This window comes from Croceicoccus pelagius (assembly GCF_001661915.1).
Lineage (GTDB): Bacteria > Pseudomonadota > Alphaproteobacteria > Sphingomonadales > Sphingomonadaceae > Croceicoccus > Croceicoccus pelagius.
On the sequence record NZ_LYWY01000003.1, the window covers coordinates 12,992 to 34,541 of the forward strand.

General features: G+C 59.9%; 25 protein-coding genes and 1 pseudogene. 9 read left to right on the plus strand and 17 right to left on the minus strand.

The features are described from left to right. Positions 1-136: 136 nt before the first annotated feature. From A9D15_RS16340 to A9D15_RS16680, 5 genes are all read right to left on the minus strand, one after another. Complete coding sequence (locus A9D15_RS16340; protein WP_172807423.1) at positions 137-352, minus strand: VIT1/CCC1 transporter family protein; 216 nt, start codon at positions 350-352, stop codon at positions 137-139. A 114-nt stretch (positions 353-466) separates the two neighbouring features. Next, positions 467-1,774, minus strand: coding sequence for a class I SAM-dependent methyltransferase (locus A9D15_RS00155; protein WP_066760619.1), 1,308 nt, complete (start codon positions 1,772-1,774; stop codon positions 467-469). A 75-nt stretch (positions 1,775-1,849) separates the two neighbouring features. After that, positions 1,850-2,134 (minus strand): hypothetical protein, encoded by a 285-nt coding sequence (locus A9D15_RS00160; protein ID WP_066760628.1) that lies wholly within the window; start codon positions 2,132-2,134, stop codon positions 1,850-1,852. Between the two features lie 27 nt (positions 2,135-2,161). Then, entirely contained in the window at positions 2,162-2,479 is a 318-nt protein-coding gene (locus tag A9D15_RS00165; RefSeq protein ID WP_066760629.1) for a hypothetical protein, read from the minus strand. A gap of 99 nt (positions 2,480-2,578) precedes the next feature. Continuing rightward, complete coding sequence (locus A9D15_RS16680; protein ID WP_172807424.1) at positions 2,579-2,755, minus strand: hypothetical protein; 177 nt, start codon at positions 2,753-2,755, stop codon at positions 2,579-2,581. A 69-nt stretch (positions 2,756-2,824) separates the two neighbouring features. Between A9D15_RS16680 and A9D15_RS00175 the strand changes: the two genes are divergently transcribed. The 3 genes and pseudogenes from A9D15_RS00175 (at position 2,825) to tatA (ending at position 5,818) form a co-directional block, all read left to right on the plus strand. Further along, on the plus strand, positions 2,825-3,619 hold the full coding sequence (locus A9D15_RS00175; RefSeq protein WP_066760633.1) for a TerC family protein: 795 nt from the start codon (positions 2,825-2,827) through the stop codon (positions 3,617-3,619). 426 nt (positions 3,620-4,045) lie between these two features. Continuing rightward, a pseudogene (locus tag A9D15_RS00180) lies at positions 4,046-5,635 on the plus strand (amino acid permease). Between the two features lie 3 nt (positions 5,636-5,638). Beyond that, on the plus strand, positions 5,639-5,818 hold the full coding sequence (tatA, locus tag A9D15_RS00185) for a twin-arginine translocase TatA/TatE family subunit (protein ID WP_066760635.1): 180 nt from the start codon (positions 5,639-5,641) through the stop codon (positions 5,816-5,818). Positions 5,819-5,929: 111 nt separating this feature from the next. Here tatA and A9D15_RS00190 read toward each other — a convergent pair whose 3' ends face one another. The 7 genes from A9D15_RS00190 to A9D15_RS00220 form a co-directional block, all read right to left on the minus strand. After that, a complete protein-coding gene (locus A9D15_RS00190; protein WP_066760637.1) occupies positions 5,930-6,232 on the minus strand; it encodes a hypothetical protein in 303 nt (100 codons plus the stop codon). Positions 6,233-6,655: 423 nt separating this feature from the next. Then, positions 6,656-7,618 carry a magnesium and cobalt transport protein CorA gene (locus A9D15_RS00200; protein WP_066760640.1) on the minus strand — a complete coding sequence of 321 codons (963 nt, stop codon included), beginning with the start codon at positions 7,616-7,618 and terminating at the stop codon, positions 6,656-6,658. Between the two features lie 88 nt (positions 7,619-7,706). Further along, on the minus strand, positions 7,707-9,206 hold the full coding sequence (locus tag A9D15_RS00205; RefSeq protein ID WP_308419935.1) for an SLC13 family permease: 1,500 nt from the start codon (positions 9,204-9,206) through the stop codon (positions 7,707-7,709). Then, positions 9,161-9,514 (minus strand): hypothetical protein, encoded by a 354-nt coding sequence (locus tag A9D15_RS17095; protein WP_308419936.1) that lies wholly within the window; start codon positions 9,512-9,514, stop codon positions 9,161-9,163. Before A9D15_RS17095 ends, A9D15_RS00205 begins: the two co-directional genes overlap by 46 nt. A gap of 180 nt (positions 9,515-9,694) precedes the next feature. After that, positions 9,695-11,044 carry a sensor histidine kinase gene (locus tag A9D15_RS00210; RefSeq protein WP_066760642.1) on the minus strand — a complete coding sequence of 450 codons (1,350 nt, stop codon included), beginning with the start codon at positions 11,042-11,044 and terminating at the stop codon, positions 9,695-9,697. After that, a complete protein-coding gene (locus A9D15_RS00215; protein WP_066760644.1) occupies positions 11,041-11,718 on the minus strand; it encodes a response regulator transcription factor in 678 nt (225 codons plus the stop codon). Before A9D15_RS00215 ends, A9D15_RS00210 begins: the two co-directional genes overlap by 4 nt. A 13-nt stretch (positions 11,719-11,731) precedes the next feature. Continuing rightward, entirely contained in the window at positions 11,732-12,205 is a 474-nt protein-coding gene (locus A9D15_RS00220) for a PepSY domain-containing protein (RefSeq protein WP_172807425.1), read from the minus strand. Positions 12,206-12,400: 195 nt separating this feature from the next. On the opposite strand from A9D15_RS00220, the gene A9D15_RS00230 reads away from it, so the two are divergent. After that, positions 12,401-13,717 carry a glycosyl transferase gene (locus tag A9D15_RS00230; RefSeq protein ID WP_188656330.1) on the plus strand — a complete coding sequence of 439 codons (1,317 nt, stop codon included), beginning with the start codon at positions 12,401-12,403 and terminating at the stop codon, positions 13,715-13,717. Positions 13,718-14,008: 291 nt separating this feature from the next. On the opposite strand, the gene A9D15_RS00235 is transcribed toward A9D15_RS00230, so the two are convergent. Next, complete coding sequence (locus A9D15_RS00235; protein WP_066760655.1) at positions 14,009-15,016, minus strand: rod shape-determining protein; 1,008 nt, start codon at positions 15,014-15,016, stop codon at positions 14,009-14,011. Positions 15,017-15,285: 269 nt separating this feature from the next. Here A9D15_RS00235 and rnk point away from each other — a divergent pair, with 269 nt between their 5' ends. Together rnk and A9D15_RS00245 are read left to right on the plus strand one after the other, a co-directional pair. Further along, a complete protein-coding gene (gene rnk, locus A9D15_RS00240; RefSeq protein WP_066760657.1) occupies positions 15,286-15,705 on the plus strand; it encodes a nucleoside diphosphate kinase regulator in 420 nt (139 codons plus the stop codon). 526 nt (positions 15,706-16,231) lie between these two features. Beyond that, a complete protein-coding gene (locus A9D15_RS00245) occupies positions 16,232-16,597 on the plus strand; it encodes a PilZ domain-containing protein (protein ID WP_082924153.1) in 366 nt (121 codons plus the stop codon). On the opposite strand, the gene A9D15_RS16005 is transcribed toward A9D15_RS00245, so the two are convergent. From A9D15_RS16005 to A9D15_RS00260, 4 genes are all read right to left on the minus strand, one after another. Then, positions 16,594-17,355: an HPP family protein gene (locus A9D15_RS16005; protein WP_082924154.1), complete on the minus strand. Its 762-nt coding sequence runs from the start codon at positions 17,353-17,355 to the stop codon at positions 16,594-16,596. The two genes, A9D15_RS00245 and A9D15_RS16005, sit on opposite strands and share 4 nt — an antisense overlap. Before the next feature lie 61 nt (positions 17,356-17,416). Further along, complete coding sequence (hmpA, locus tag A9D15_RS00250) at positions 17,417-18,628, minus strand: NO-inducible flavohemoprotein (RefSeq protein ID WP_066760662.1); 1,212 nt, start codon at positions 18,626-18,628, stop codon at positions 17,417-17,419. A gap of 47 nt (positions 18,629-18,675) precedes the next feature. Further along, positions 18,676-18,978, minus strand: coding sequence for a TehB family protein (locus A9D15_RS00255; RefSeq protein ID WP_066760664.1), 303 nt, complete (start codon positions 18,976-18,978; stop codon positions 18,676-18,678). Continuing rightward, positions 18,975-19,397, minus strand: a complete 423-nt coding sequence (locus A9D15_RS00260; RefSeq protein WP_066760666.1) for a group III truncated hemoglobin — start codon at positions 19,395-19,397, stop codon at positions 18,975-18,977. The genes A9D15_RS00255 and A9D15_RS00260 overlap by 4 nt, the downstream gene beginning before the upstream one ends. 89 nt (positions 19,398-19,486) lie before the next feature. Between A9D15_RS00260 and A9D15_RS00265 the strand changes: the two genes are divergently transcribed. The 3 genes from A9D15_RS00265 to A9D15_RS16820 all read left to right on the plus strand — a co-directional run. Further along, positions 19,487-19,909 carry an RrF2 family transcriptional regulator gene (locus A9D15_RS00265; RefSeq protein WP_066760667.1) on the plus strand — a complete coding sequence of 141 codons (423 nt, stop codon included), beginning with the start codon at positions 19,487-19,489 and terminating at the stop codon, positions 19,907-19,909. 312 nt (positions 19,910-20,221) lie between these two features. Beyond that, positions 20,222-21,262: an IS110 family RNA-guided transposase gene (locus tag A9D15_RS00270; RefSeq protein ID WP_066760674.1), complete on the plus strand. Its 1,041-nt coding sequence runs from the start codon at positions 20,222-20,224 to the stop codon at positions 21,260-21,262. A 48-nt stretch (positions 21,263-21,310) separates the two neighbouring features. Beyond that, positions 21,311-21,550: hypothetical protein (locus tag A9D15_RS16820; protein WP_216634363.1), on the plus strand; the 240-nt coding region annotated here is incomplete at its 3' end.

The following is a 21,550-nucleotide window of genomic DNA, read 5'->3' on the forward strand; positions in this document are numbered from 1 at the left end:
CGAACGTCCGCAATGGGGCGCAAAGCGGATATCAGCAGGGCAGGGGAACGGAAATTCTCCAATGATTGGAGTGCCCATTATTGTCCGGTTTAGGTGCAACAGTTGTCATGAATATAGGCACCGGCCCGCGGTTCACTTAAACTCGCGTCGATTGATCCAGCCTGGCACCGGGCACGCTGGCAAGTTCGGACTTTTCGCGGGTGATGTCCGGCTCTTCTCCATGCGATTGAGAACTGGTAGAGAAATATTCGTCCGCTGCCAACGACACGGCCCTGGGCAACAGCCCGTCCATGCCCATCATCCCATCGAACATGATCGAGTGGGGCTCTACCCCGTAGAAGCATAGTGACAAGGGGCGCACATGTCTGCAGCAGCAGAGCGGAATGTCGTATTTGCTAAGGACGATGTGAAATGACCGGATGGCCACGTGGCCTTCAGCTACTCGATTAAGGCCAGAGAGAGGCGGCTATGCGGCGGTTTCGCTTTTTGCTTGCATCGAAGCCATTGCCGAAGCCAGCAGGAGGATGCGCGACGGCTCTACTTCTCCCGTCAACGCATAGGCGAACGGCCCGGTTTCCCAATAGGCGAGATTGCGATTTTCCCGGCTTTCGGTGAGCGGCACGGCTTCTGCCGGTGTTTCGGCCCGACGCGCGTAAAGCACCACCCGTTCAAGTCGGTCGGTATGAAGCACCAGCGCGACAGAGTTGCCTCCGTTCGATGGGAAGACCTGAACGTCATTCACGCGCCAGGTTTTTGGGATGCCCGGCAAGACTATGCCGGTCGATCGCGCGATTTCCGATCGATCGAGAACATCCGTCTCGACTTGGGATCGCATCGCCTGGCGCACGAGACTGGTCGAATAGGATGCATTCGCGTCGTCCACAAAATTGGCCGCATGGGCAGGTCGCGTCAGGTCCCCGGCAAGATCATGCGCTACCCATCCCGATGCCAGCAATGCCAGCACCGCCGCCGCCTTTCGCCAGCCGGACGAAGTTTTCCGGTGTGACCTTTCGCAGAAAGCCAAGACATTGCCCGCGCCCTTCCTGCGCCCCAGCAGCGTTCCCTTGCTGCCCCCCGGCAGCCGTTCGAAAGCGATATCCGGCCAACGGGCCTGCCATCGCCGCGCAACCACGCGCTCCCCGGGGCGCGCGGCATCGTCGAGCAAGATCACTCCGCCGGGGGAAAGCCGATTGAACAGGCTTTCTGCGGCACCGCGAACGAACGGGTGAACCGCCCATGGCGGACCATCGATGATCAGAAGATCTATCGCATGGGGAACGTCTGCAAGTTCATACCAGGTGCCGGGCCAGTCGCCAATTCGGGTGCGGAGCGGCGCGTGCCGGATATGGGCCCGTATCCCGAAATCCTGAAGCCATTCGTTGGTGGCGGATACGAACTGGGCATGCTGGTCGAAACTGTGCAGCTGGCCGCCGCCGTTCATCTGGAGCGCTCTTGCACAGACGAGCGTCGATGCGCCTGCGCCCAGTTCGACAACGGTCATGGGGCGCTGCGCTTCGATCGTATCGACGATCCGGTGCAGGAAAGTCGTGTCTGCCTTCCAGCTTCCCAAGTTCGGCAGGGCATCGTCCGGCAGGTCCAAGCGGCTTAGCAGTCGCCGCTTGCTCGCCTTCGAACCGCCCCAAAGGCTATAGAGCAGCCAAGGCCATCCGATCGCACCGTATAACAGGCGATAGGCGCTGTCCGACCAGCCGGCTTCGTAAGCCTGGCTTTCGTCGTTCAGCGCGCGAAGCGCCGTGGTTTCCCTTGATGTCATACCGGTAACACTCCGCAAGCGTCAGCATCACGGTCAGGGCCGATTGATGACCCCGATCGCGCCGAGCGACAATGGTTATTCATAGGATGCGATCGCGATCAGCACGTCCAGCCCGATCAGACCCACGACGAACACGCACAAGTACCTTGCGAACCAGAGCGTTTGCGTGCGCGACATGCCCCGCCAGTTAAAGGCCAGAGCGATCCAGCAGGCAATCGCTGTCGCGATCGTGATGACGAGCAGGAGCGGCGAGGACTCAAAGGCCAGCGCCGCGACGATGCCGACGATGATGCTGAGGCCGTAGATCGCCAATGCGATCGCCGCCTGCCAGATCGCCAGATGAAGTCTTTCAGAGTTCATGCCGCTTCGGCGCAAGGTTTTGCCCCCTCACTCCGGAATGGATCCGCCTTCGTCCAGAAGGCGTCTCCTGTGCTTTCGCCTGAAATGGCTGGGGCGGCGCAGGCCCATGTCGGAAAGCTCGCCGAAACGCGGCCAGCGCCGCTTGATGCGGACATAGGTTCGCTTCGCGACCTTGATATGCCGCAGCGAAAGTCCCACGCCCGCCGCCAGTACGAATACGCCGCCGGGGCCGGGCAACAGCCCGGCGATTGGCGAGATGACGATGAGCGCAGGGCCGAGAACGACAAGGTGCAGGCGCGCTCGACCGTTTCGCCGGGGCGATGCTTGTCCGCGCGTGTCATTCATACTCGCCGGAACCGAAACGATGCGGTGCGACCATAATGTGCAATTGTCCGGGGCTAACCGTGCTTGCGGCCGCCCTCGCGTCTTCGGACCACCCGAAGTTCACGCAGTCGCATGTTGCAGAACTCGATTCCGTGCAATGCGAAACAGCGTGGGCTGCGGCTGGATCGCATCTTTTTGCGGCAGGATGCTTCGGCCGATCTTGAATCGCCCGTGTTCGCCAACCGACGCCAGCAAACCAGACGCATCGCGAAAAGCTTGCAAACCGCGATATTCCAATACAATTATCCGAAATCCGCTGGCGGCATCCGCATTGCCGCTCTTTCACACAGAGACTAGGTGCACCCAATGGATCTGCTGGCCCTGTTGACGGACCCTGCCGCATGGCTGGCGCTGTTGACGCTCATCGCGCTCGAAGTCGTGCTTGGGGTCGACAACCTTATCTTCATTGCCATTCTCTCGAACAAGTTGCCGGTGGAGCAGCAGAGCCGCGCCCGGCGCATCGGCCTGTCGCTGGCGCTTGTCATGCGTATCGGGTTGCTGATGCTGATCGGGTGGATCGTCACCTTGCAGACCCCGCTTTTCGACCTCGGCATCAGCGGCGCACCGAACAAGTATGGCGAATCCACGTTCGAAACCGCTTTTTCGGGCCGCGACCTGATCCTGCTTGCCGGCGGTCTGTTCCTCTTGTGGAAGGCCACCAAGGAAATCCACCACTCGATGGAACCGGCCGACAATTCGGGCGACCTGCTGGACAAGACGCCAGGTGTCGGGGACGCGGTAAAGGCCAGTTTCGCAGCGGTCATCGCGCAGATCATCGCCATCGATCTGGTCTTCTCGGTGGATTCGATTCTGACCGCGGTGGGCATGACGGACGAGATCCCGATCATGGTCGCTGCCGTCGTCATCACCGTTTGCGTGATGATGGTCGCGGCCGACCCGCTTGCTCGATTCATAGAAAAGAACCCCACGCTGGTGATGCTCGCGCTCGCATTCCTCGTCATGATCGGCCTCGTCCTGATCGCTGATGGCTTCGGCTTCCATGTGCCGAAGGGTTATATCTATGCGGCGATGGGATTTTCGGTTGGTGTCGAGATGCTGAACATGGTCCAGCGCAACCGGCGTTTGAAGAAAGCCACCTGAGGGTCGAACCTCAACGTTCGATTCGGTGACAGACAGGGCCGGGCGAAGAAGCTCGCTACCTGACGGGGGCTCTCGGCCAAACGGTTGATCCGGCGGGACAATCGCCGATTGTGGCCGGATGGCCATGCCCGGATATTCACTGCCAGCGTGAATGCACCAATGGCGATTCCCTCGGTTGGGCGCAATTTTCCATCGTGTCGTCGGTGCCGGAAACAAACCGGCTGGTGGCGGTTCGCGCACCGGAATATTTCACGCCGATGGCACGTGCCCGGGCGAAATACGGGCGGCGGCTTGGTTGTTGATCCAAGGCGAAAACTCACGTGTCATTATCCATTTGCGAGCTGCACGATTTCTCTCTCCGCGACCTGCGACGGTTGACGGGAAACCGGCACGCCCGGCGGCTTCGCATTCCTCGAAAGAACGGCCATGCGTCATAGGATAAAGCCACTGGATTCCGTCCTGGAGACGGCAAATAGACATTCGCTCGAACGTTCGCTTGGCCCGGTACAGTTGATGCTGCTGGGCGTCGGCGCGATCATCGGCACGGGCATCTTCGTGCTGACGGCCGCAGCCGCGCAAAAGGCTGGGCCGGGCATGATCTGGAGTTTCGTGATCGCGGGCGGCGTCTGTGCGCTGGAGGCCCTGTGTTATTCCGAACTGGCCTCGATGGTCCCGGTATCGGGCTCGGCTTATACCTACACTTACGCGGTGGTGGGCGAATTGCTGGCCTGGACAGTGGGATGGGCACTGATCCTGGAATATGCGGTTGCCGCCTCTGCCGTTTCGGTGGGCTGGTCCGGCTATTTCATGGGACTGGTCGAAAGCTGGACGGGACTTGCCTTGCCGCAGTAGCTGTCGGCAGGGCCGGCCTGGTCACTGACGGGCGTGGATTTCAGCCACGGCATCGTCAACCTGCCCGCGATCGTGGTGGCGCTGGCCGTCACGGCGCTTCTGGTCGTCGGTACAAGGGAAAGCGCGATGTTCAACGCGGTGCTGGTCGTGGTGAAAGTGACCGCGCTGACGCTTTTCGTCGCGCTGACCCTGCCGGCCGCAGAGCGCGCGCATTTCGCGCCGTTCATGCCCAATGGCTGGTTCGGACCGGAGGGAACCAGCGGCTTGGGCGTCGTCGGTGCGGCCGCCTCGATCTTCTTCGCCTATGTCGGTTTCGACGCGGTATCCACGGCGGCCGAGGAAACGAAAAACCCCCAACGCAACGTGCCCATCGGCCTGATCGGCAGCCTTGCGATCTGCACGACGTTCTACCTGCTCGTGACCATGGGCGCGATCGGTGCCGTCGGCGCGCAGCCCACAGCACTGGGCGTTCAGCCCGGATCGGCCGAATTCGCCAGCCAATGCAGCGCGCTCGCCGCGCGAGGCGAAGTACCTCTCGTCTGTTCTGACGAGGCGCTGGCCCACGTCCTGCGCGCCATCAGTTACGGCTGGGCGGGCGATCTCGTCGGCATCGCGGCCAATATCGCGCTGCCCTCGGTGATCCTGATGATGCTTTATGGACAGACCCGCATCTTCTTCGTCATGGCGCGCGATGGCCTGTTGCCCGAAAGGCTCGCCATGGTGCATCCCCGTTGGAAAACGCCCCACGTAGTGACCATCCTGACCGGGATTTTCGTCGCTGTCGCCGCTGCGCTGCTCCCTGTGGGCCAGCTCGCTGATATCTCGAATTCGGGTACGCTTTTCGCCTTCTTCATGGTGTCGATCGCGGTGCTCGTGCTTCGCCGCCGCGATCCCGAACGGCACCGTCCGTTCCGCGTTCCGATGGTGTGGGTCATCGCACCGCTGGCGGTCGCCGGCTGCGGGGCATTGTTCGTGAACCTTCCGTTCGAAGCGATGCTGGTCCTGCCTGTCTGGGGCGCCATCGGGCTTGTCGTCTATGTCCTGTTCGGGCGGCGCAACAGCCACGTCGGACGCGGTCTGACCGAAGTGCAGGAATTGGACAGCGACACGCCGTCACAGCCGGTTCCGCCGATCCTTTCGCAACCGCATTCGTCAGGAGAATAGGTGATGGGTTCCTTTTCGTTGTCACACTGGCTCGTCGTGATGGTCGTCGCCCTCATCCTGTTCGGACGGGGTCGCCTGTCGGAAACGATGGGGGATTTCGGCAAGGGCATCCGCCAGTTCCGCAAGGGCATCCGCGAAGGCGAGGAGGACGATCCGCCGCGCGATCCCGCTTCCGGGAAATAAGCTGTTCCTTGATGCCGCGTGGTCCGGAGGCAGTAGCTGTAAGGCTCGCCCGACCGTTCCCGGACGAGAGAGCGGAAGGCGAAACGCTGTCGCCTTCCGCTCTCCTCGCGATCAGGTGCTGTAGTAGAGGGCGACCCCCGCGATGGGCCCTGCGGTCAGCGCCACGAAAATCGCCGCATTCAAGATGTCCCGCGGCGTCAGGCGGTTCAACTCGGTGCGCTTGAAAGTGGCGTACTGGACCGAAAGCTCTTCTTCACTGGCGATCAGCGCCTGATCCATCGCCGACAGCTGCTTTCGAAAGATGACGGCGAGTTCGGCCTTTTCGGTCTCGGCAAGGTCGGGGTATTTCGCCAGCAGTTCCTGCGCGCGCAAGCGCGGTCCGGCCCCGACGGGGGCCGTGTTCAATTCGTTCATTTCTGTATTTTCCGTCTGTTAGGAAAGCGTGCCGCGCATCGGCGCGGCCGTTGCATCAGACGGAAGAAGGAGGTGCCCGCAGCGGCGGGCGCAGATGATCGGGCGGTGCCAGGCACGCGCAGGCGTCCTGACTGCTGCCGGAGGCGGCGCGTTCCGGTATGACGAGCGGAACGATCCGGACAGGGCTGGGCCCCGTTCCGGTAGGAAGGGGGGCGAGACGGCAGGCTGCCTCTGTACGAACCGGCGACAGGATACAGTCCATCGCCGATATCGCCGGGGCCGCTATCTCCGCCGGACCGCGAACACCGAAAGTCTGATAGTCGGGGCCGGGCGTGGCCAGTGCCGACTGGGCGCTGACCAGCAGCAGTGCGAACGCCAAAAGTGGGCGGAGGACGCCCGCGATCACGCCTTGGCCGAGGGCGGTCACAGCCAGCCCAGCTTGCGAAAGCGGAACCACAGCCACATGCTGATCGAAAAGATCACGAACAGGATGGCCGGATAGCCCCAGCGGCTTTCCAGTTCGGGCATGAATTCGAAATTCATGCCATAAATGCCCGCGATCGCCGTGGGCACCGCAAGGATCGCGGCCCATGCGGCCAGCTGGCGCGTGATCGCGTTCTGGTTCTGCTGCTCGATCAGGGCGCTGGTTTCCATGACCGATCCCAGAACTTCGCGCTGCAGCCTGGTCAGGGATTCGGCACGGCGGACATGATCGGTCACACTACGGAAATAGGGCCGCATCTCGTGGCCGATCGTCGGCAGGTCGAGATGTGCCAGCTTGGCGCAGACTTCTTCCATCGGCACGAGCTGGCGCTGCAGGCGCAGCAACTGGCGGCGCATCGAAAACACCTCGCGCGTGTGCTCACGATCAAGGCCGCCATCGAGCGCGCGCTCCTCGAAATGATCCAGTTTCTCGCCGATCCGGTCGAGCGGAGGAAAGTAGCCGTCGATTACGAGATCGAGGACCGCATGCAGCACGTAGTCGGGGCCCTGGGCCAAAAGCGCGGCGTCTTGCTCGATCCTGTCGCGAAGGCTGGCATGGCCCTCGCTCGCACCCAGGCGAACGGTGACAATGAAATCCTCACCAAGAAAGAACGAAGTCGCCCCATATGTGATCTGTGCGCCGCCAAGGGTCAGCGTCCGCGCCTTCAGGAAAAGCTGCCGCCCATAGACCTCGATCTTCGGCAGGCCCGCGAGCGACCGCGCATCCTCTACCGCCAGGTCATGGAGGCCGTAACGCACCGCCACTTTACGCAGTTCTTCGGTATCGGGTTCGAACAGGCCCACCCATTCGAAAGATCCCGGCTTGTGTACCTGCGGCTCGCCTAAATCTACTTCGCGAAAGCGCCGGCCGTCGCGGTAATCATAGGCGGCGATGATGGTCATGGATCGGTCGGCGGTCCTTGCAGGAGGCGTCCAGATTTAATCTGCCCGCCAGGCCAATCAAGCGGCAAATCGAGGTTACAGGCGCCGTTCAGTAGCGCCAGCTGATCGCAAAGCACACGGCAATGCCGACGACGATGTTCATCGGCACGCCGATCTTGACGAAATCCGTGAAACGGTAATTCGCCGCGCCATAGACAAGCGTGTTCGTCTGATATCCGATCGGCGTTGCAAAGCTGGCGCTGGCCCCGAACATCACGGCGACCACGAGCGGCCGTGGATCGGTTCCGAGCGAGCTTGCAAGCCCGATCGCAATGGGCGTCATGATGACTGCGACCGCATTGTTGGTGACTGTCTCCGTCAAAAGGCTTGTCACGCCGTAGATCGCGATCAGCAAAACGAACGGCGACGGGGTGGCGAGCACTGGCTGAAGGCTGGTCACCACCAGATCTACCGTACCGGCATTTTCAAGGCCGCGCCCGAAAGCCAGCATCCCGAAAATCAGCACGAGCGTATTCCCGTCGATGGAGCCCCAGGCCTCTTCCGGCTCCATGCAACGCAACAGCAGGACGACACCCACACCTGTCAGCGCAAGCGCCTCTATCGGCCAGCCCAGCAATGCCGCCAGGGCAACGACGGCGGCAAGCGTACCGATCGCGATCGGCGCCTTCGCGCGGCGAAAGGCGCGGACGGGCGCCTCGCTGACATCCGCCAGATCGATGTTTCCCTGAAGCGCCAGCGCGGCGTCGCTGCCTGCGGCGATAAGCAGCCGGTCGCCAGCCCTTACACGCACATTGGCAAGATCCGGTCCCGCCAGATGACGCGGCCGCGCAAGCCCGAGCACGCGGACTTTCAGGCGGGACAATAGAGGTATGTCGGCCAGTCTTCGACCGATCACCGAGTGCGAGGGCGAAATGACCGCCTGGATCAGGCGCAAGTCGTCTGGGCGATCTGCGCCCGCGGTTGCCACGCCGCCGCCGACACCCATCAGGCCGGTGCGAAAATCATGCGCCTCTGCGAGTGAGGCCAGCTCGGCAGGACTTGCCGCGATGACGAGTTGATCGCCCGAGGTCAAAGACCAGTCCGCAAAGCCGCGCCGTTCGATCTTTCGGCCACGCTGGATCCCCACCAGCCGCAGACCCGGCCTTCGGAACAAGCCGATATCGCTCACTTTGCGGCCAACCAGCGGACTGTCCGGCATCAGCGCGAGCTGGGAAAGGAACGTGTCGCTTTCGCGCTGTTCATCGAGCGCGTGAGCGGTACGATCGGGCAAGAGGAACTGCCCGGTCAGGGCCAGCAGCACGAGCCCCGCCGCGGCCCCGCAAAGGCCGACCATGGATATTTCGAAGATGCCGAACGCGTCCAGACCCTGCTGCTGGGCGACGCCGTCCACCAGCAGGTTCGTCGAGGTTCCGATCAAGGTCAACGTTCCGCCCAGGATCGAGATGTAGGAGAGCGGAATCAGCAATCGCGTCGCTGCCACTCCCAGAACGCGGGCGAGCCGCTGCACGATCGGGATCATCACGATCACGACCGGGGTGTTGTTCATGAAGGCCGATGCCAGGATCGTACCGCCGCCGATTTCCGCCACGGCCAGCCTCGGTTTTCGCAGGGTTCTGCGGATGACCCAACCCGAGATCTCTCCAGCGCGCCGGTGCGCAGCAGTGCGCCGGTAAGAACAAACATCGCCGCGATCGTAATCGGTGCCGGATTGCTGAAGACGCCGAGCAATTCGCCCGTAGGCAGAAATCCGAGGGCCACCATCACCAGCCCGCCGACGACCGCGATCACAACCGGTGGCTGCCGCTCTATCGCGAAAGCCGCGAAGATGCCGAACAGAAGGACTAGGCCGATATATGGGGCAAACTCGGCAATCAGGGCTGCAACCTCGAAAGTCATTGTTCTAGTGCCGCAAATGCTGGACCCAATTCAGCAATCCCAAGGCCGGTGCTTTTCTCCGGTTTTCGTTTCAAAAGAAAGTGATATTCGTCAGTAGACGGATTATCGGTTCCGTTTGACGGGCCTTGATGCTCGTTCGGCCGCAATAGCCAGTCGAGTGTTGCAGATCTTTTGCGCAGATCAGGTCTGAAAGCTCATCGAAACGACAAACCCGTCGGGAGAATTTCGAAAACTGAGTGATCCCGAATGAAGCTGTAAGATCGCTGCGGCGAGGCTTAATCCCAACCCGTCACCTGCGATGGCGCGGACGGAGTTGCTGCGGAAAAATCGCTCCGTAAGCCGTTTTAGATCCTGCTCGTCGACGCCAGGTCCGCTGTCCGAAACGGTCCACCCGCCACTCTCGGTGCCGACAGTTATTCGTCCCCCGACTGGTGTGTATTTCAGTGCATTGTCGAGGACGTTGCTAAGTGCCTGGAAAAGTAGGTCCGGGTCACCTTCCGGCAGGACAGCATTACCAGACGAAACTTCGAACGTAATCCCCCTGTCCAGCGCGACAGGCGCGTAGAGTTCGACACAATCGGCGGCAATCTGGCCCAAATCGACTTTCCGGAAGTTCGCCCCGTGTCTGCCCCCTTCGATGCGGGCAATGCGTAGAAGCGCGTTGAAGATGGCTTGAAGGCGGGCGGATTCCTCAAGCGCGGAATCGATCTCGTCGAAATCATCGTTGCCTGCGGGAAATTTCGTGCGGATCGCCTCCAGCCTCGCCGTCAGCCTTGCTAGTGGTGTGCGCAATTCGTGGGCGACATTGTCCGATACGCGCCGCACTGTCTCGAACAGCTCCTGATTGCGCTCCAGCATCCTGTTGAGCGTGACGGCAAGCTGGTCGAAGTCGTCACCCTTGCCGCGCGTCGCGACGCGGCCACCGAGATCGCCCTCGGTGACGCGCCGCGCGGTTGCCGTGATTGCTTCAAGCCTCTTGCCGATGGTCCGGCTCATGAACGCGCCGCCCGCCAGTCCGAACACAACCGTCAGGATAAGCAATGCTGGCATGGCTTGGCGGACGATTTCCTCCCGGTCTTCCAGATCCTCGACATCGCGACCGACTATGAGGCGAACGCCATCGTCGAACAGGTGATCGCGCGAGAGTGCGCTGAAATCATCTTCGCCGCCTTCGCGGTAGATGTCGGCTTCGATCGAATACCAGTCGTTCTGGATTCTGGTCGGCCAGCTTGGGACGTTAGCGGTGATTGCCCTGCCGTCGGCCGCGATCAGGGCGTCGAAGGCGCGACGTTCGTCAGTTCTGGCTCGCCGTTCCTCAAGCGCGGTGACAAGTGCCTCTTCGCCATCGACAACATAGATCTGCGACAGGAGCCGCGTCTCCTGTGCGACCCGGTTCCGCACCTCGTCTGAAGGGATCAGGACGGCAATCACGAAATAACTGGCTGCGACAAAGGCCATCGAGAGGCCCAGCGCCACCGCGTAGAGAAGCGCGATGCGGAACGACAGCGATCGCCAGTATCTGCCCGTCATGGCCGCAGGACGTATCCTGCCCCGCGGACCGTGTGGATCAGCGGAGCGAGATCAGCGATCTTCAACTTCTGCCGAAGATTGCTGATATGCTGGTCGATGATGTTGGTCTGCGGATCGAAGTTGTAGTCCCAGACCTGTTCGAGAAGCATGGCCCGGGTGACGACGCGCCCGGCATTGCGGGCAAGACAGACTAGGATGCGAAATTCCCTCATGGTCAGTTCCATCCGGATGCCGCCGCGCCGGACGACATGGCCTTCAAGATCGATCACCAGATCCGCGATCCGCAGTTTGCCGGCAGGGGGGTCGGTGCTTTGGACGTTTCGCCTGCCGGCTGCTTCCACACGGGCCAGAAGTTCGGAAAAGGCAAAGGGTTTTGCCAGATAGTCGTCGCTGCCCGCGCGAAGACCCTCGACCCGGTCGTCGACTTCGCCCAGCGCACTCAGCATCAGGACAGGTGTTTCGTTACCCGATGCGCGCATCGCGGAAAGGATCTTCATACCTTCGACGCCGGGCAACATGCGATCGAGAATGACGACATCCCAGGTTTCGCAAGTGACCTGCATCAGCCCGTTCCGGCCATCTGCGCAATGGACGACGACGTGCCCCTCCTGGGTCAGCCCGGCCTCTATGTGCCGGGCTAGGACCTCGTCATCTTCGACCAGCAGGATCTGCATTGTCTGCCCGCACTCAATCTTCCAGCGCAAAGCCAAGTCGCTGGCCGCTTATGGGGTCGATGTAAAGGCTGGCCGATCCTGCACTGGTCGATATGTCGATCTGATAGTGCAGGTGGTGGTCATCGTCTTCGAATTCCACTTCGGTCACGGTCCCGCCGGATTGCTTTTCCAGACCGACGATGATCGCCGAGAGCGGCTTGAAATCCCGCATGGTCCGGTCGCTGGCAAAAAGGTTGCGCACCCAGCTCACCAGCTTGTTTGTCGAAGTCGTCGTGATGCGGCCAGAGCGGCTGTCGATTCTCAACTCGCGAATCTCTCCGCCCACAAGTACTTCGAGCTCATAGTTCAGGCGCCCCGAACTGCCACTTTCCGCTTCCACTTCCATGACCTGACCTCTGGTGGTCCGCTCGGCAATCCGCACCGCATCGAGTAGGCCTGACCGTTCTTGGACAAGCGAACTGGATGCGAGAAAGAGGGCGGCGCTCAACGTAAGGGGTTCGAACATGACTTGATTTCCTGATCTGATCTATTTCGGGTCTTGCAGGTTCGCGATGTCGGCCAAGTGGGGGGATCATGAGATTACGGCCATGATCGGGCCAGATGCCATGTGATCTGGCGAAGATGGACAGATCTACATCTTCTGCCCATTCGCGCTCCACCCGGTCCTCCGATCAGACCTTCCATGTCGAGCCTATCCCGGAAACTCAGTGCGCTGGATCGTGCGGAACGACGGTCCTTGCCGCCGCGCCTGAACGTCCCTGCCATCGGTGGCGCGCACCAGTTCGCCCATTATCTTCCGGTCGCATTCGAACTCGCCCGCCGCGATGCGGCCGATCTGACGATCTTTGTGCCGGACGAAGAGGCCGGAAAGCAGGTGCGAGCTTATGCGGCCAGGCTTGGATGTCCTGCCCCGCGAACGTTCATCATGACGGTGCCCCATTGGCTCTGGGTGAGCATCCCGAGGAAGCTACGCAAGATTGTAGGTCTGGTGTTCTGGGCGAACCGATTGCGGCAATGCGACGTCATTCTCTGCGCCGAGAGAACCAGCACCCTGCTCAGGCAGTTGCCGGGGCATTGCCCGCCCATCCTTCACATCCCCCATGGCCTCGGTGATCGCGCGGTCGGATTCGAGCGACGGTTTCGCCATTTCGATCTGGTCCTCGTAGGTGGAGCCAAGGACCGGCAGCGCCTTGTGGATGCAGGCGTGGTGGATCCTGCAAGGTGCGCGATCACGGGTCCGATCAAGATTGCCTCGGTCATCAGGCAGGGCGCTCATCACAAGCCGCTGTTCGGCAACGAACGGCGGACGATCCTCTATAACCCGCACTTCGATGCGCGGCTGTCCTCTGCAGAGATCTTTCTCGATCGCCTTGTCGCTGATGTTCTGGCAGACGACCGGTTCAACCTCGTCATCGCACCTCATGTCCGCATGGCCGCGTCATGGGATCACAAGGCCCGATGGAAGTGGGAAAGGCATGCCGTCGAGGGTAGGATCATTGTTGATCTGAGTTCGCCGCGGTCGCTCGACATGACTTATACCATGGGTGCCGATCTGTACGTTGGCGATGTCAGCAGCCAAGTCTATGAATACTTGCTACATCCGCGTCCCTGCCTGTTCCTTGATGCTCATAAAGCGGACTGGAGAGGGAACCCAGACTACGCGATGTGGTCTTTGGGCCAAGTCGCCGACAGCACCGCCTGCATCGGCAAGGCACTCGACTGTGCATTTTCCCGACACCATGAATTTCTGCCACTACAGATCAGACGTGTCCGTCAAGTCATGGAAGGCATTCAATGGGATGACTCCTTCCGCCCGATATTTCGTGGCGATGATCCTGTAACGAGGGCAGCCGATATCATCACAAGGTTCGCACTTGCGCAGATCGGACATGACCGTTCTCCACGGCAACGTCGTCCGATCGGCCGCATACACACCGGACAGGAAATCGCCCCATATGAACTGAACTGGAGCGCAAAGGCGTCATCCGCGAAATCCTGACCGAAAGGCGGCTGACGGGAAAATCTCGAGCGAACTCGAACGGCTGAAATTAGGGCGCGAAGCTGACATGCCGGCCCATCGCTCGGAATGACCGCTATCTTCGTTTCACTCCCTAAAACCTGCTGTTCCGGTTCGTCCAACATAGCCGCCGTTCATTCGCCATCCCGTTGATGCCCGCTTTTGGGCTCGTCGATCATTCCGCAGAATGACTGGGATTGGGGCGCAAAGCCGTCATTATCAATCGAGAGGGGAGGGGCTTTGCTCATCCTCCACCAAGGTTGGCCGCAAGAATTAGGCAGCACGCTCTTCCATCAACCGCATCAGACCGCGCGACACGCAACCATGGGGATCGTTCGCGATGGTGACTGGAATACCGCATTCCGCGGCTATCGCCTCAGCCAAGAACCTAGCGCAGATTCCCCCGCCCGTCGCGACAACGCGCTCGTTTAACAGGTCAGCGGCAAGATCGGGAGATATTTCGCTGACGACAAGCCGCGCGGCATCTGCAAAACGACCAAAGTGTCGCTTGAGCACGGAATGGAACTCCGAAACCGGCAAGGTCAACGTTCCTGGAAGACCGGTGTGTAGTGACCGCCCTTTGATTTGTACTTCTGCGTTCCCGGGACCATGTTCGGCGAGATGCTTCTTCAGTGCCTCGGCGGTGATTTTGCCTATGAGGAAGTGATGCCGGAGATGAAGGTGTTCGGTAATCGCTTCGTCGAGGTCGAGACCGCCCAAACGCACTGAGCGAGAACGACATTGTCCGTTGATTGAGAAGACCGCAACCTCGGTCGTTCCTGCGCCGCATTCGATGACCATGGACGCGCGAGATTCGCGGACGGGCAGTTCGGCCCCGATAGCCGCTGCAAAAGGCTCGCGCACGAGTTCGATACGTCCAAAGCCGGCATCGTTCGCGGCAGTTAGCAAGGCGTTCGCCTCCGCCTTCGTGGCGTCCGCTGGAATACTGATCATTGCTGGGGGACGCCCACTAGGTTTCTTTCCAATCACCGAAGTCAAACCATGCGCAAGCAGCGCGGTCGCTGCGTCCATGTCCTGAAGAACACCGCGCGCAAGAGGACGGCGTACCAAGTGGGTTCCGGGAACCCGATCAACCATCGCCAAAACGTCCAGCCCCGCTGCAATGAGTTTCATCTGCCCGGACTTCTTCTCGTAATAGCACAGGGATGGTTCGTCGAAGACCACGCCTTCGCCTCGTACCATGACACGCATGTTCGCAGTGCCAAGATCGATGGCGAGATCTGGTCCGCGCCTAGATCCAATGGAGAGAAAGTTCATCATTGCCTTTCGATAGGCGTTCCGGACTCGAAAGTCTCGAATTAGTCGATAAGGCGGTCGGCCAACTGGTATTTGACTAACCTAGGGTTCGCGCCCACATGTGACTCATGGTCATTTCGCAGCACATCGACCGACATTTCGCACACGCAGGTCAGCTGCCCGCACGGGCGCACGCCTCGTCTCGACGGCCGTGATCCGGTCCGGGACGAGGCTTCCGGACGATCTACAGCCGAGCCGCGATCCTCTTGCGGCTCTCTAGCGAGTTACGAAATATGACCACTTCCAAAGACGGCGAAAAGCCGATGATCCATGTTTTAGATTCCGAAGCGGACGCGCTCTACGAATTGGCGATGTCCATCGAGGAGCGCAGTCCGGATGTAGCTGGAAAACTGTTTGAGGAACTTGATCGTGCCCAGATGATGGTAGCAGACGATTTGCCGTCTGACGTCATCACTATGCAGTCCGAAGTCGAATTCGTCGACGAGCGATCCGGCTGCCGGCGCAAAGTCGAACTGGTATGGCCGCGCGATGCCAACCTGGACCAAAACCGTCTTTCCGTGTTGACCCTCGTGGGCGCTGGCCTCATCGGATTGAAAGCTGGCTCTTCGATCAACTGGCCCGACCGTTCGGGTAAGGAGCGCTTCCTGCGGATCATCGAAGTGCGACAGCCGGGGAGAGACAGGGCAGCCTAGATTTTCACCCCCTTGTCATTTGCATTTTGCAGGGCGCGATGGGATGATAGGCGCGCGAAGTGAATAGCTTCGAGCCTGTGAAAAACGGGAAATCACGAGAAGGACCTTCCGTCGTTCGTCAGGATGAAACCGGTTTCGGATCTACGCCCAGCAACCAGGCTATGGTGCCCTTCGGCAAGGTAAGCATAGGTTTTGTCGACGACGGTATTGAATGCAGCGTTTTCATTGGAAGATCCGGGCAATTACCATGATCAATTGATCTCATAGCGCCCGTTGCAATTGCTCCATCAAGGGAATCTTGAACTCATTTTGTTCGTTTCCGACTCAGGCGTCCCACTTTGACCATTGGGTGCCGAGAGGGAGAGGAGCTGCCGGCCCGCTTCAGCAGTGTTATCGGGAAGGCGGCTAGGAGAGGTCGCCTTCTCTTGTTTTAAAAACCTAACCGGCTGGGCCAGCGAGAAACCGATCGAACGACTTCTTAACATCAAAGACCTATCCTTTCGGATATCTCCGGAGGAGTGGCTCTATGCAACGCAGAGAGAGCGAGCGTCTCGATTCCGATCGATCAGTTGACTGCCGTATGGACGGTCAGCACTTCCGCGCCGTGCTTTACAATGTTTCTTTAACGGGCTGCATGATTGAGATGGATTACAATCATGTCAGTCAAGGCGACCGGCTGTATCTAAAAGCAGACGGCAATATCCGGATGGGTGGTCTGGTGGTATGGCAAAATGGCAAGAACGCCGGCGTGCGATTTGATGACCCCCTACACGAGGCTGTCGTTCGATTTCTGGGGTATGACCCGGTGAAGGGGGCCATGATGTTGCCGACCGATCGTTTCGGGCGTCCACTTCCTAAGCTTCCAAAGTTTTCAGACCTTGCAGGAAATTAACGGCTGCGGGCTTCCACGCGCCTTTGAAGGGCCTGATAAATCGCACCGAGATCATCGACATCGACATCGATAACCTCGTTCCATTCCGTAAGGACGGCTTCCAGGTCCTCATGGGTGAAGGTAGGCCTCGGTTCATGCGGTGACGCAGTGGGTAGCTTTGCGTGGTGCGGCCATGGATGACCCGTCACGTTGTTGTATATCCACCCGCCTGCCGACAGGGCCAGGACGTTGATGCCAATTGGCACGAGATAGGACCAAGACCATGCGTCAGGTCCCGCGGCGCCGAGTGCACATAATAGTGCGCATGCGCCGCCCGGCGGGTGGAGGCAACGGGCCATCGACATAATTCCAATCGCGATGCCAACGGCAAGACCGGCAGATAGTACGGGCTGTCCGATTGCATGGCCGATACCTAAGCCAATTGCCGCCGAGAGGAGGTTGCCGCCAATCACCGAACGGGGCTGAGCCAGGGGACTTGCAGGCACGGCAAAAACGAGAACTGCAGATGCTCCGAGCGGTGCAACAAGGGTAGGAAGGGCGCCAGTGTTGGCGCCCAAAAGGACATATGTCGCAATACCTGAAGTCAGGATAGCGAGACCTCCGCCTATTGCACCTCGTACCCAGCCCAAGTGACCGACGGCAGACTGGGGCAGAAGCGATGCGGATCTCGAAATCAGAAATTTGATCACAACGGGCCTTTGAGAGAAATTATGGTTTCGACGCTCATTTCGCGAGAAAGGGCAGATGGTCGAACCCATGCGAGAAAGCCCGCCGTCTTTGGCGGGCTTTCTGCGCAATGAATTAGGAAAACGTTGAAGCCTAAGCTGCCAGCAGTTCGTCGGCCGGTCCGAAGAACTCGTAATGGATACGCTGCGACGGAACGCCCGCCAGTGACAGGGCCGACACGGCTGCCCGCAGAAACGGTCGGGGGCCGCAGATGTAGTAATCCGCCTTGTCGACCGGCGTGTTTGCAATCAGCCAGCCGTCGGTAATGATCCCGGCATGGTCGTAGTCCCGGCCTTCGACTTCATCCACATAGGGAGATTGGTGAAAGTCGATCACCGAGAAAGTCGGGTTTGCGGCAACCAGACTGCGGACATGATCGCGCATGGCATGGGTGTCGCGGTCATGGGTGCCGTGAATGTATTGTACCGGCTGCTCGAGGCCGCGTGCCGCCAGCGTTTCGAGCATGGCGACCAGCGGGGTCAGGCCTACGCCTCCCGACAGAAGGACGACCGGCGCGTCGACATGTTCGGGCAGGAAGAATTCGCCAGCAGGCGGCGCGACCTTCAGCACCGTACCCACTCTGGCTTCGTCGTGCAGCCAACCCGACGCAAGCCCCTGCGGCTCCCGCTTGACGGAAATACGATAACTATCTCCGTTCGCAGCGTTGGAAATCGAGTAGTTTCGCTTAACCGGCGGATGCCCCGGAATCTCGAACCAGAACGTCAGGTACTGACCTGCCTTGTGGCGAAGCACGGCCTTGCCATCGACTGGGCGCAGGACAAACGACGTGATGACGCTGCTTTCGGTCACGATCTCGTCGATCCGGAAGTCGCGCCAACCGTTCCACCCGCCTTCGGCGGTCTGTTGCTCCTGATAGACCATGGTTTCGCGAGCGATGAGGATGTCGGCGAGGAACCAGTATGCCTGGCCCCATGCATCAAGAATCTCGGGCGTCGCCGCATCGCCAAGTACGGTCTTGATCGCCCCTAATAGGGCTTCACCGACATGAGGGTAATGTTCGGGAAGAATCTGCAGGCCGACATGCTTCTGGACGATCCGCTCGACCGCCGGGGCTAGCGCGCCCAAGTTGTCGATGTTGCTGGCATAGGCGAGGATCGCCCCGGTGAGCGCTCGTGGCTGCGAACCGCTGTCGCCGTGGTGCGACTGGTTGAACAGGTCGCGGATGTCCGGGTTCTCGAACATGCGCGCATACATTTCACGCACGATATCGAGGCCGTGTGCTTCAAGCGCGGGAACCGTGGCTTTGACGAGCGCGATCGTCTCGTCGCTGAGTGTCCTGGACATCAACGTCTCCAATGGATTTCGGTTTAGAAGGATTCAGGGTGGTTGGGTTATGGTTCGGTGGAAGGGGGCTCTTTGTAGAAATCGACCTGCATCTTCATCGCACCGATCGGCGTGACGAAATGCGGTTGTTGTGGGATCACGACACCGGGCCGATCCGGCTCGAGGATCGCTTCATAAAGCGGATCGAGGATCGTGAGCTTGAGCCGGCCTTCAAGGACCCGGATCAGGCCCCACACTCCGGGCTTAGTGTCGTGTCGCTCGCGTAATGCAACCGGCAGCGAATTCTCATCGAAGATCGGCGTCGAGCGATAAGGTTGCGCACGGCTGACCTGAATATCGGGGTCGCTCATTGTACTGCAACCTCATCGATATCTCCCGAGGTGCTCGTCGAACGCTCGGCATCGATCCGAAAGAACATGGCCAGTTGCAGGCTTTGCGCGATGCGCCGCGCCTTGTCCTGAAGAGCGCTGGCTGCGGCAGGTTCCATCATCGCGTCCGTCGTCTCGGTCCAGAGGCCGAGCCAGCGCTCGAAGAGTTCGGGCGTGATCCTCGACCTGTGCCTCATGTGCGCGGGGACCGGCTGCCCCTTGTAGCGCCCAGAGGTAAGCATCACCGAAGACCAGAAGTCCGTCAGCTTGCGGAGATGTTCAGGCCAGTCAGTAATTGCGTCGTTGAAGATGGGAGCGAGTTCTTCGTCGGCCCGCACGCGAGCATAGAACGCCTCGACAAGGCGACCGAGGCCTTCGTCATTGATCCGTTTGCGCTCCATATCGCCGACTCCAAAACATGCATTGATGATGCATCTATACGGAGCCACAAAAACATGCAATAGGAATGCATCATTTGGAGAACGGAGCTATGCGGCTCACCCGCTACACCGATTATGCGATGCGCGTGCTTCTCTTCCTAGGCTCACGGACTGACCGGCTGTGCTCAATTTCTGAGATCGCGAAAGCCTATGGCATTTCGCAAAACCACCTGATGAAAGTGGTGAGCGACCTCGTCAGTGCTGGCTATCTGGAGAGCGTGCGTGGCCGGTCAGGCGGCATTCGCCTAGCCATGCGCTCCGATGATATCAACATCGGCAAGTTGATCCGGCACACCGAGGAGGATTTCGACCTCGTCGAATGTGGCAAGTGCATTATCGCTCCTGCTTGCGGTCTTACAGGTGTGTTGGACGAAGCGCTCCAGGCTTTTCTCGTAGTGCTGGATGGTTATTCGTTAGCCGATGTTCTCGCAAAAAAGGGCGATTTCAGCAACCTCTTGCTTTCGGCGCAATAGCCACAGGGCTCGCTGTTCAAAGCTTTACGGCACAGATCGGCGCGATCAGGCGTCGATATCGAAGACGCTTTGTTTCTAGCAGAATGCACCGAAAACTGAGGGTGGGTGCGGGAAAAGGTAACACGTCAGCAGGCAGCGCGATCTACAGCAAGGTCCCTCATTTGGCTTTAGATGTGCACCCAAGCCGAGACGGGTGTCTGCGCTTCGCGTTTCACCGGCGTAGGTTAGTGAGGTGTTGGGTTGGACGGCTCCCAGCGGCATCGCAATGTGCCAAGGTGATTTCGTTGTAGGACTCACATGAAGGAGCCGCCCGTGGAACAGATTATTCGCATAGGGATGGATACGTCAAAGAACGTTTTTCAACTGCACGGTGTCAATTCGGCAGAACAGCCGGTCTTGCGCAAGAAGCTGACGCGCCGGGAGATGGTCCGGTTTTTCGAGAAGTTGCCACCGACTGTCGTCGCCATCGAGGCCTGCGGCAGCGCGCACCACTGGGCGCGTCTTCTCGGTTCGTATGGTCACGAAGTGAGGTTGATCGCACCGCAACTAGCAAAACCTTACGTCAAGCGCGGCAAGAATGATGCGGCCGATGCAGAAGCGCTATGCGAGGCGATGAGCCGCCCCACAATGCGGTTTGTGCCGGCTAAGAGCGTAGAGCAGCAGGCCGCCCTCATGCTCATAGCGATGCGTACCAGGCTCATTCAGAAACGCACGCAGCTCGCCAACACCATCCGTGGCTTTGCGGCAGAGTTCGGAGTTACCGCAGCAACGGGCATGTGCCGGATCGAGCCCCTGCTCGAACGCATCGCGGCGGACGAGGCGATCCCGGAACTGGCACGGGAATTATTTGCGCTTCATGGCAGGGAATATTCGCAGCTCCTGATGGAAATCGAGCGGGTCGAAGCCCAGGTCATGGAATGGCACCGCAATGACGAATGTAGCCAACGGCTCGCAAAAATTCCCGGCGTCGGCCCAATCGGCGCCTCATTGCTAATGATGAAAACCCCAGACCCGCAACAGTTTAAATCCGGGCGAGACTTTGCGGCCTGGATCGGTTTGACACCCCGCGATCATTCGACTGCCGGCAAAGTCAGGCTCGGGGTCATTACACGAGCCGGTGATGAGCTCTTGCGCAGTACACTCGTGGTAGGAGCCACCGCCGTTGTTCAGCACGTCCGCCGTACTGGAGGCAAGAATGCCTCTGTCTGGCTCTTGGGATTGCTCGAACGCAAGAAGCCCAAACTCGTTGCGGTGGCGCTCGCCAACAAGATCGCGAGAATCGCCTGGAAACTGATGGTGAGCGGTGAGCAATATCGAAGAGCAGAACTATCGCCGCCGGCAGTGGCAGCGTGAGAGATTGGCTAGGCACGATGAGCAGCCGTTTGCTATCGTACTGAGCTGATGCCAAATCTTGCAGGAATTGAGCAGATGGTGCGATCGATCGATCCAAGGCGTGTGGCATTCCATCGGCACCAATGGCCGTTCGAGGCCGCTGAGGTGTTTGGAACTCATGCTGCGGAAACCATCTTGGCCAGCGACCATGTGCGGTCGCACCCACAGGCCGGACATATGGACGCAAGCGATCCGATCAAATTCTCCGCACAGCCCTTGCAAGAGGGAGCCGTCCACATATGGTGCCGG

Bases quoted from the DNA above. Each gene is read 5' to 3' on its own strand.
- A9D15_RS00155 (WP_066760619.1), bottom strand. From the start codon at position 1,774: ATGACATCAAGGGAAACCACGGCGCTTCGCGCGCTGAACGACGAAAGC.
- A9D15_RS00230 (WP_188656330.1), top strand. From the start codon at position 12,401: ATGTCGAGCCTATCCCGGAAACTCAGTGCGCTGGATCGTGCGGAACGA.
- A9D15_RS00255 (WP_066760664.1), bottom strand. From the start codon at position 18,978: ATGAGCGACCCCGATATTCAGGTCAGCCGTGCGCAACCTTATCGCTCG.
- A9D15_RS00215 (WP_066760644.1), bottom strand. From the start codon at position 11,718: ATGCAGATCCTGCTGGTCGAAGATGACGAGGTCCTAGCCCGGCACATA.
- A9D15_RS00210 (WP_066760642.1), bottom strand. From the start codon at position 11,044: ATGACGGGCAGATACTGGCGATCGCTGTCGTTCCGCATCGCGCTTCTC.
- rnk (WP_066760657.1), top strand. From the start codon at position 15,286: ATGACCACTTCCAAAGACGGCGAAAAGCCGATGATCCATGTTTTAGAT.
- A9D15_RS00165 (WP_066760629.1), bottom strand. From the start codon at position 2,479: ATGAATGACACGCGCGGACAAGCATCGCCCCGGCGAAACGGTCGAGCG.
- A9D15_RS00235 (WP_066760655.1), bottom strand. From the start codon at position 15,016: ATGATGAACTTTCTCTCCATTGGATCTAGGCGCGGACCAGATCTCGCC.
- A9D15_RS00265 (WP_066760667.1), top strand. From the start codon at position 19,487: ATGCGGCTCACCCGCTACACCGATTATGCGATGCGCGTGCTTCTCTTC.
- A9D15_RS00160 (WP_066760628.1), bottom strand. From the start codon at position 2,134: ATGAACTCTGAAAGACTTCATCTGGCGATCTGGCAGGCGGCGATCGCA.
- A9D15_RS17095 (WP_308419936.1), bottom strand. From the start codon at position 9,514: ATGACTTTCGAGGTTGCAGCCCTGATTGCCGAGTTTGCCCCATATATC.
- A9D15_RS16005 (WP_082924154.1), bottom strand. From the start codon at position 17,355: ATGGGTTCGACCATCTGCCCTTTCTCGCGAAATGAGCGTCGAAACCAT.
- A9D15_RS00260 (WP_066760666.1), bottom strand. From the start codon at position 19,397: ATGGAGCGCAAACGGATCAATGACGAAGGCCTCGGTCGCCTTGTCGAG.
- A9D15_RS00175 (WP_066760633.1), top strand. From the start codon at position 2,825: ATGGATCTGCTGGCCCTGTTGACGGACCCTGCCGCATGGCTGGCGCTG.
- A9D15_RS00200 (WP_066760640.1), bottom strand. From the start codon at position 7,618: ATGACCATCATCGCCGCCTATGATTACCGCGACGGCCGGCGCTTTCGC.
- tatA (WP_066760635.1), top strand. From the start codon at position 5,639: ATGGGTTCCTTTTCGTTGTCACACTGGCTCGTCGTGATGGTCGTCGCC.
- A9D15_RS00245 (WP_082924153.1), top strand. From the start codon at position 16,232: ATGCAACGCAGAGAGAGCGAGCGTCTCGATTCCGATCGATCAGTTGAC.
- hmpA (WP_066760662.1), bottom strand. From the start codon at position 18,628: ATGTCCAGGACACTCAGCGACGAGACGATCGCGCTCGTCAAAGCCACG.
- A9D15_RS00190 (WP_066760637.1), bottom strand. From the start codon at position 6,232: ATGAACGAATTGAACACGGCCCCCGTCGGGGCCGGACCGCGCTTGCGC.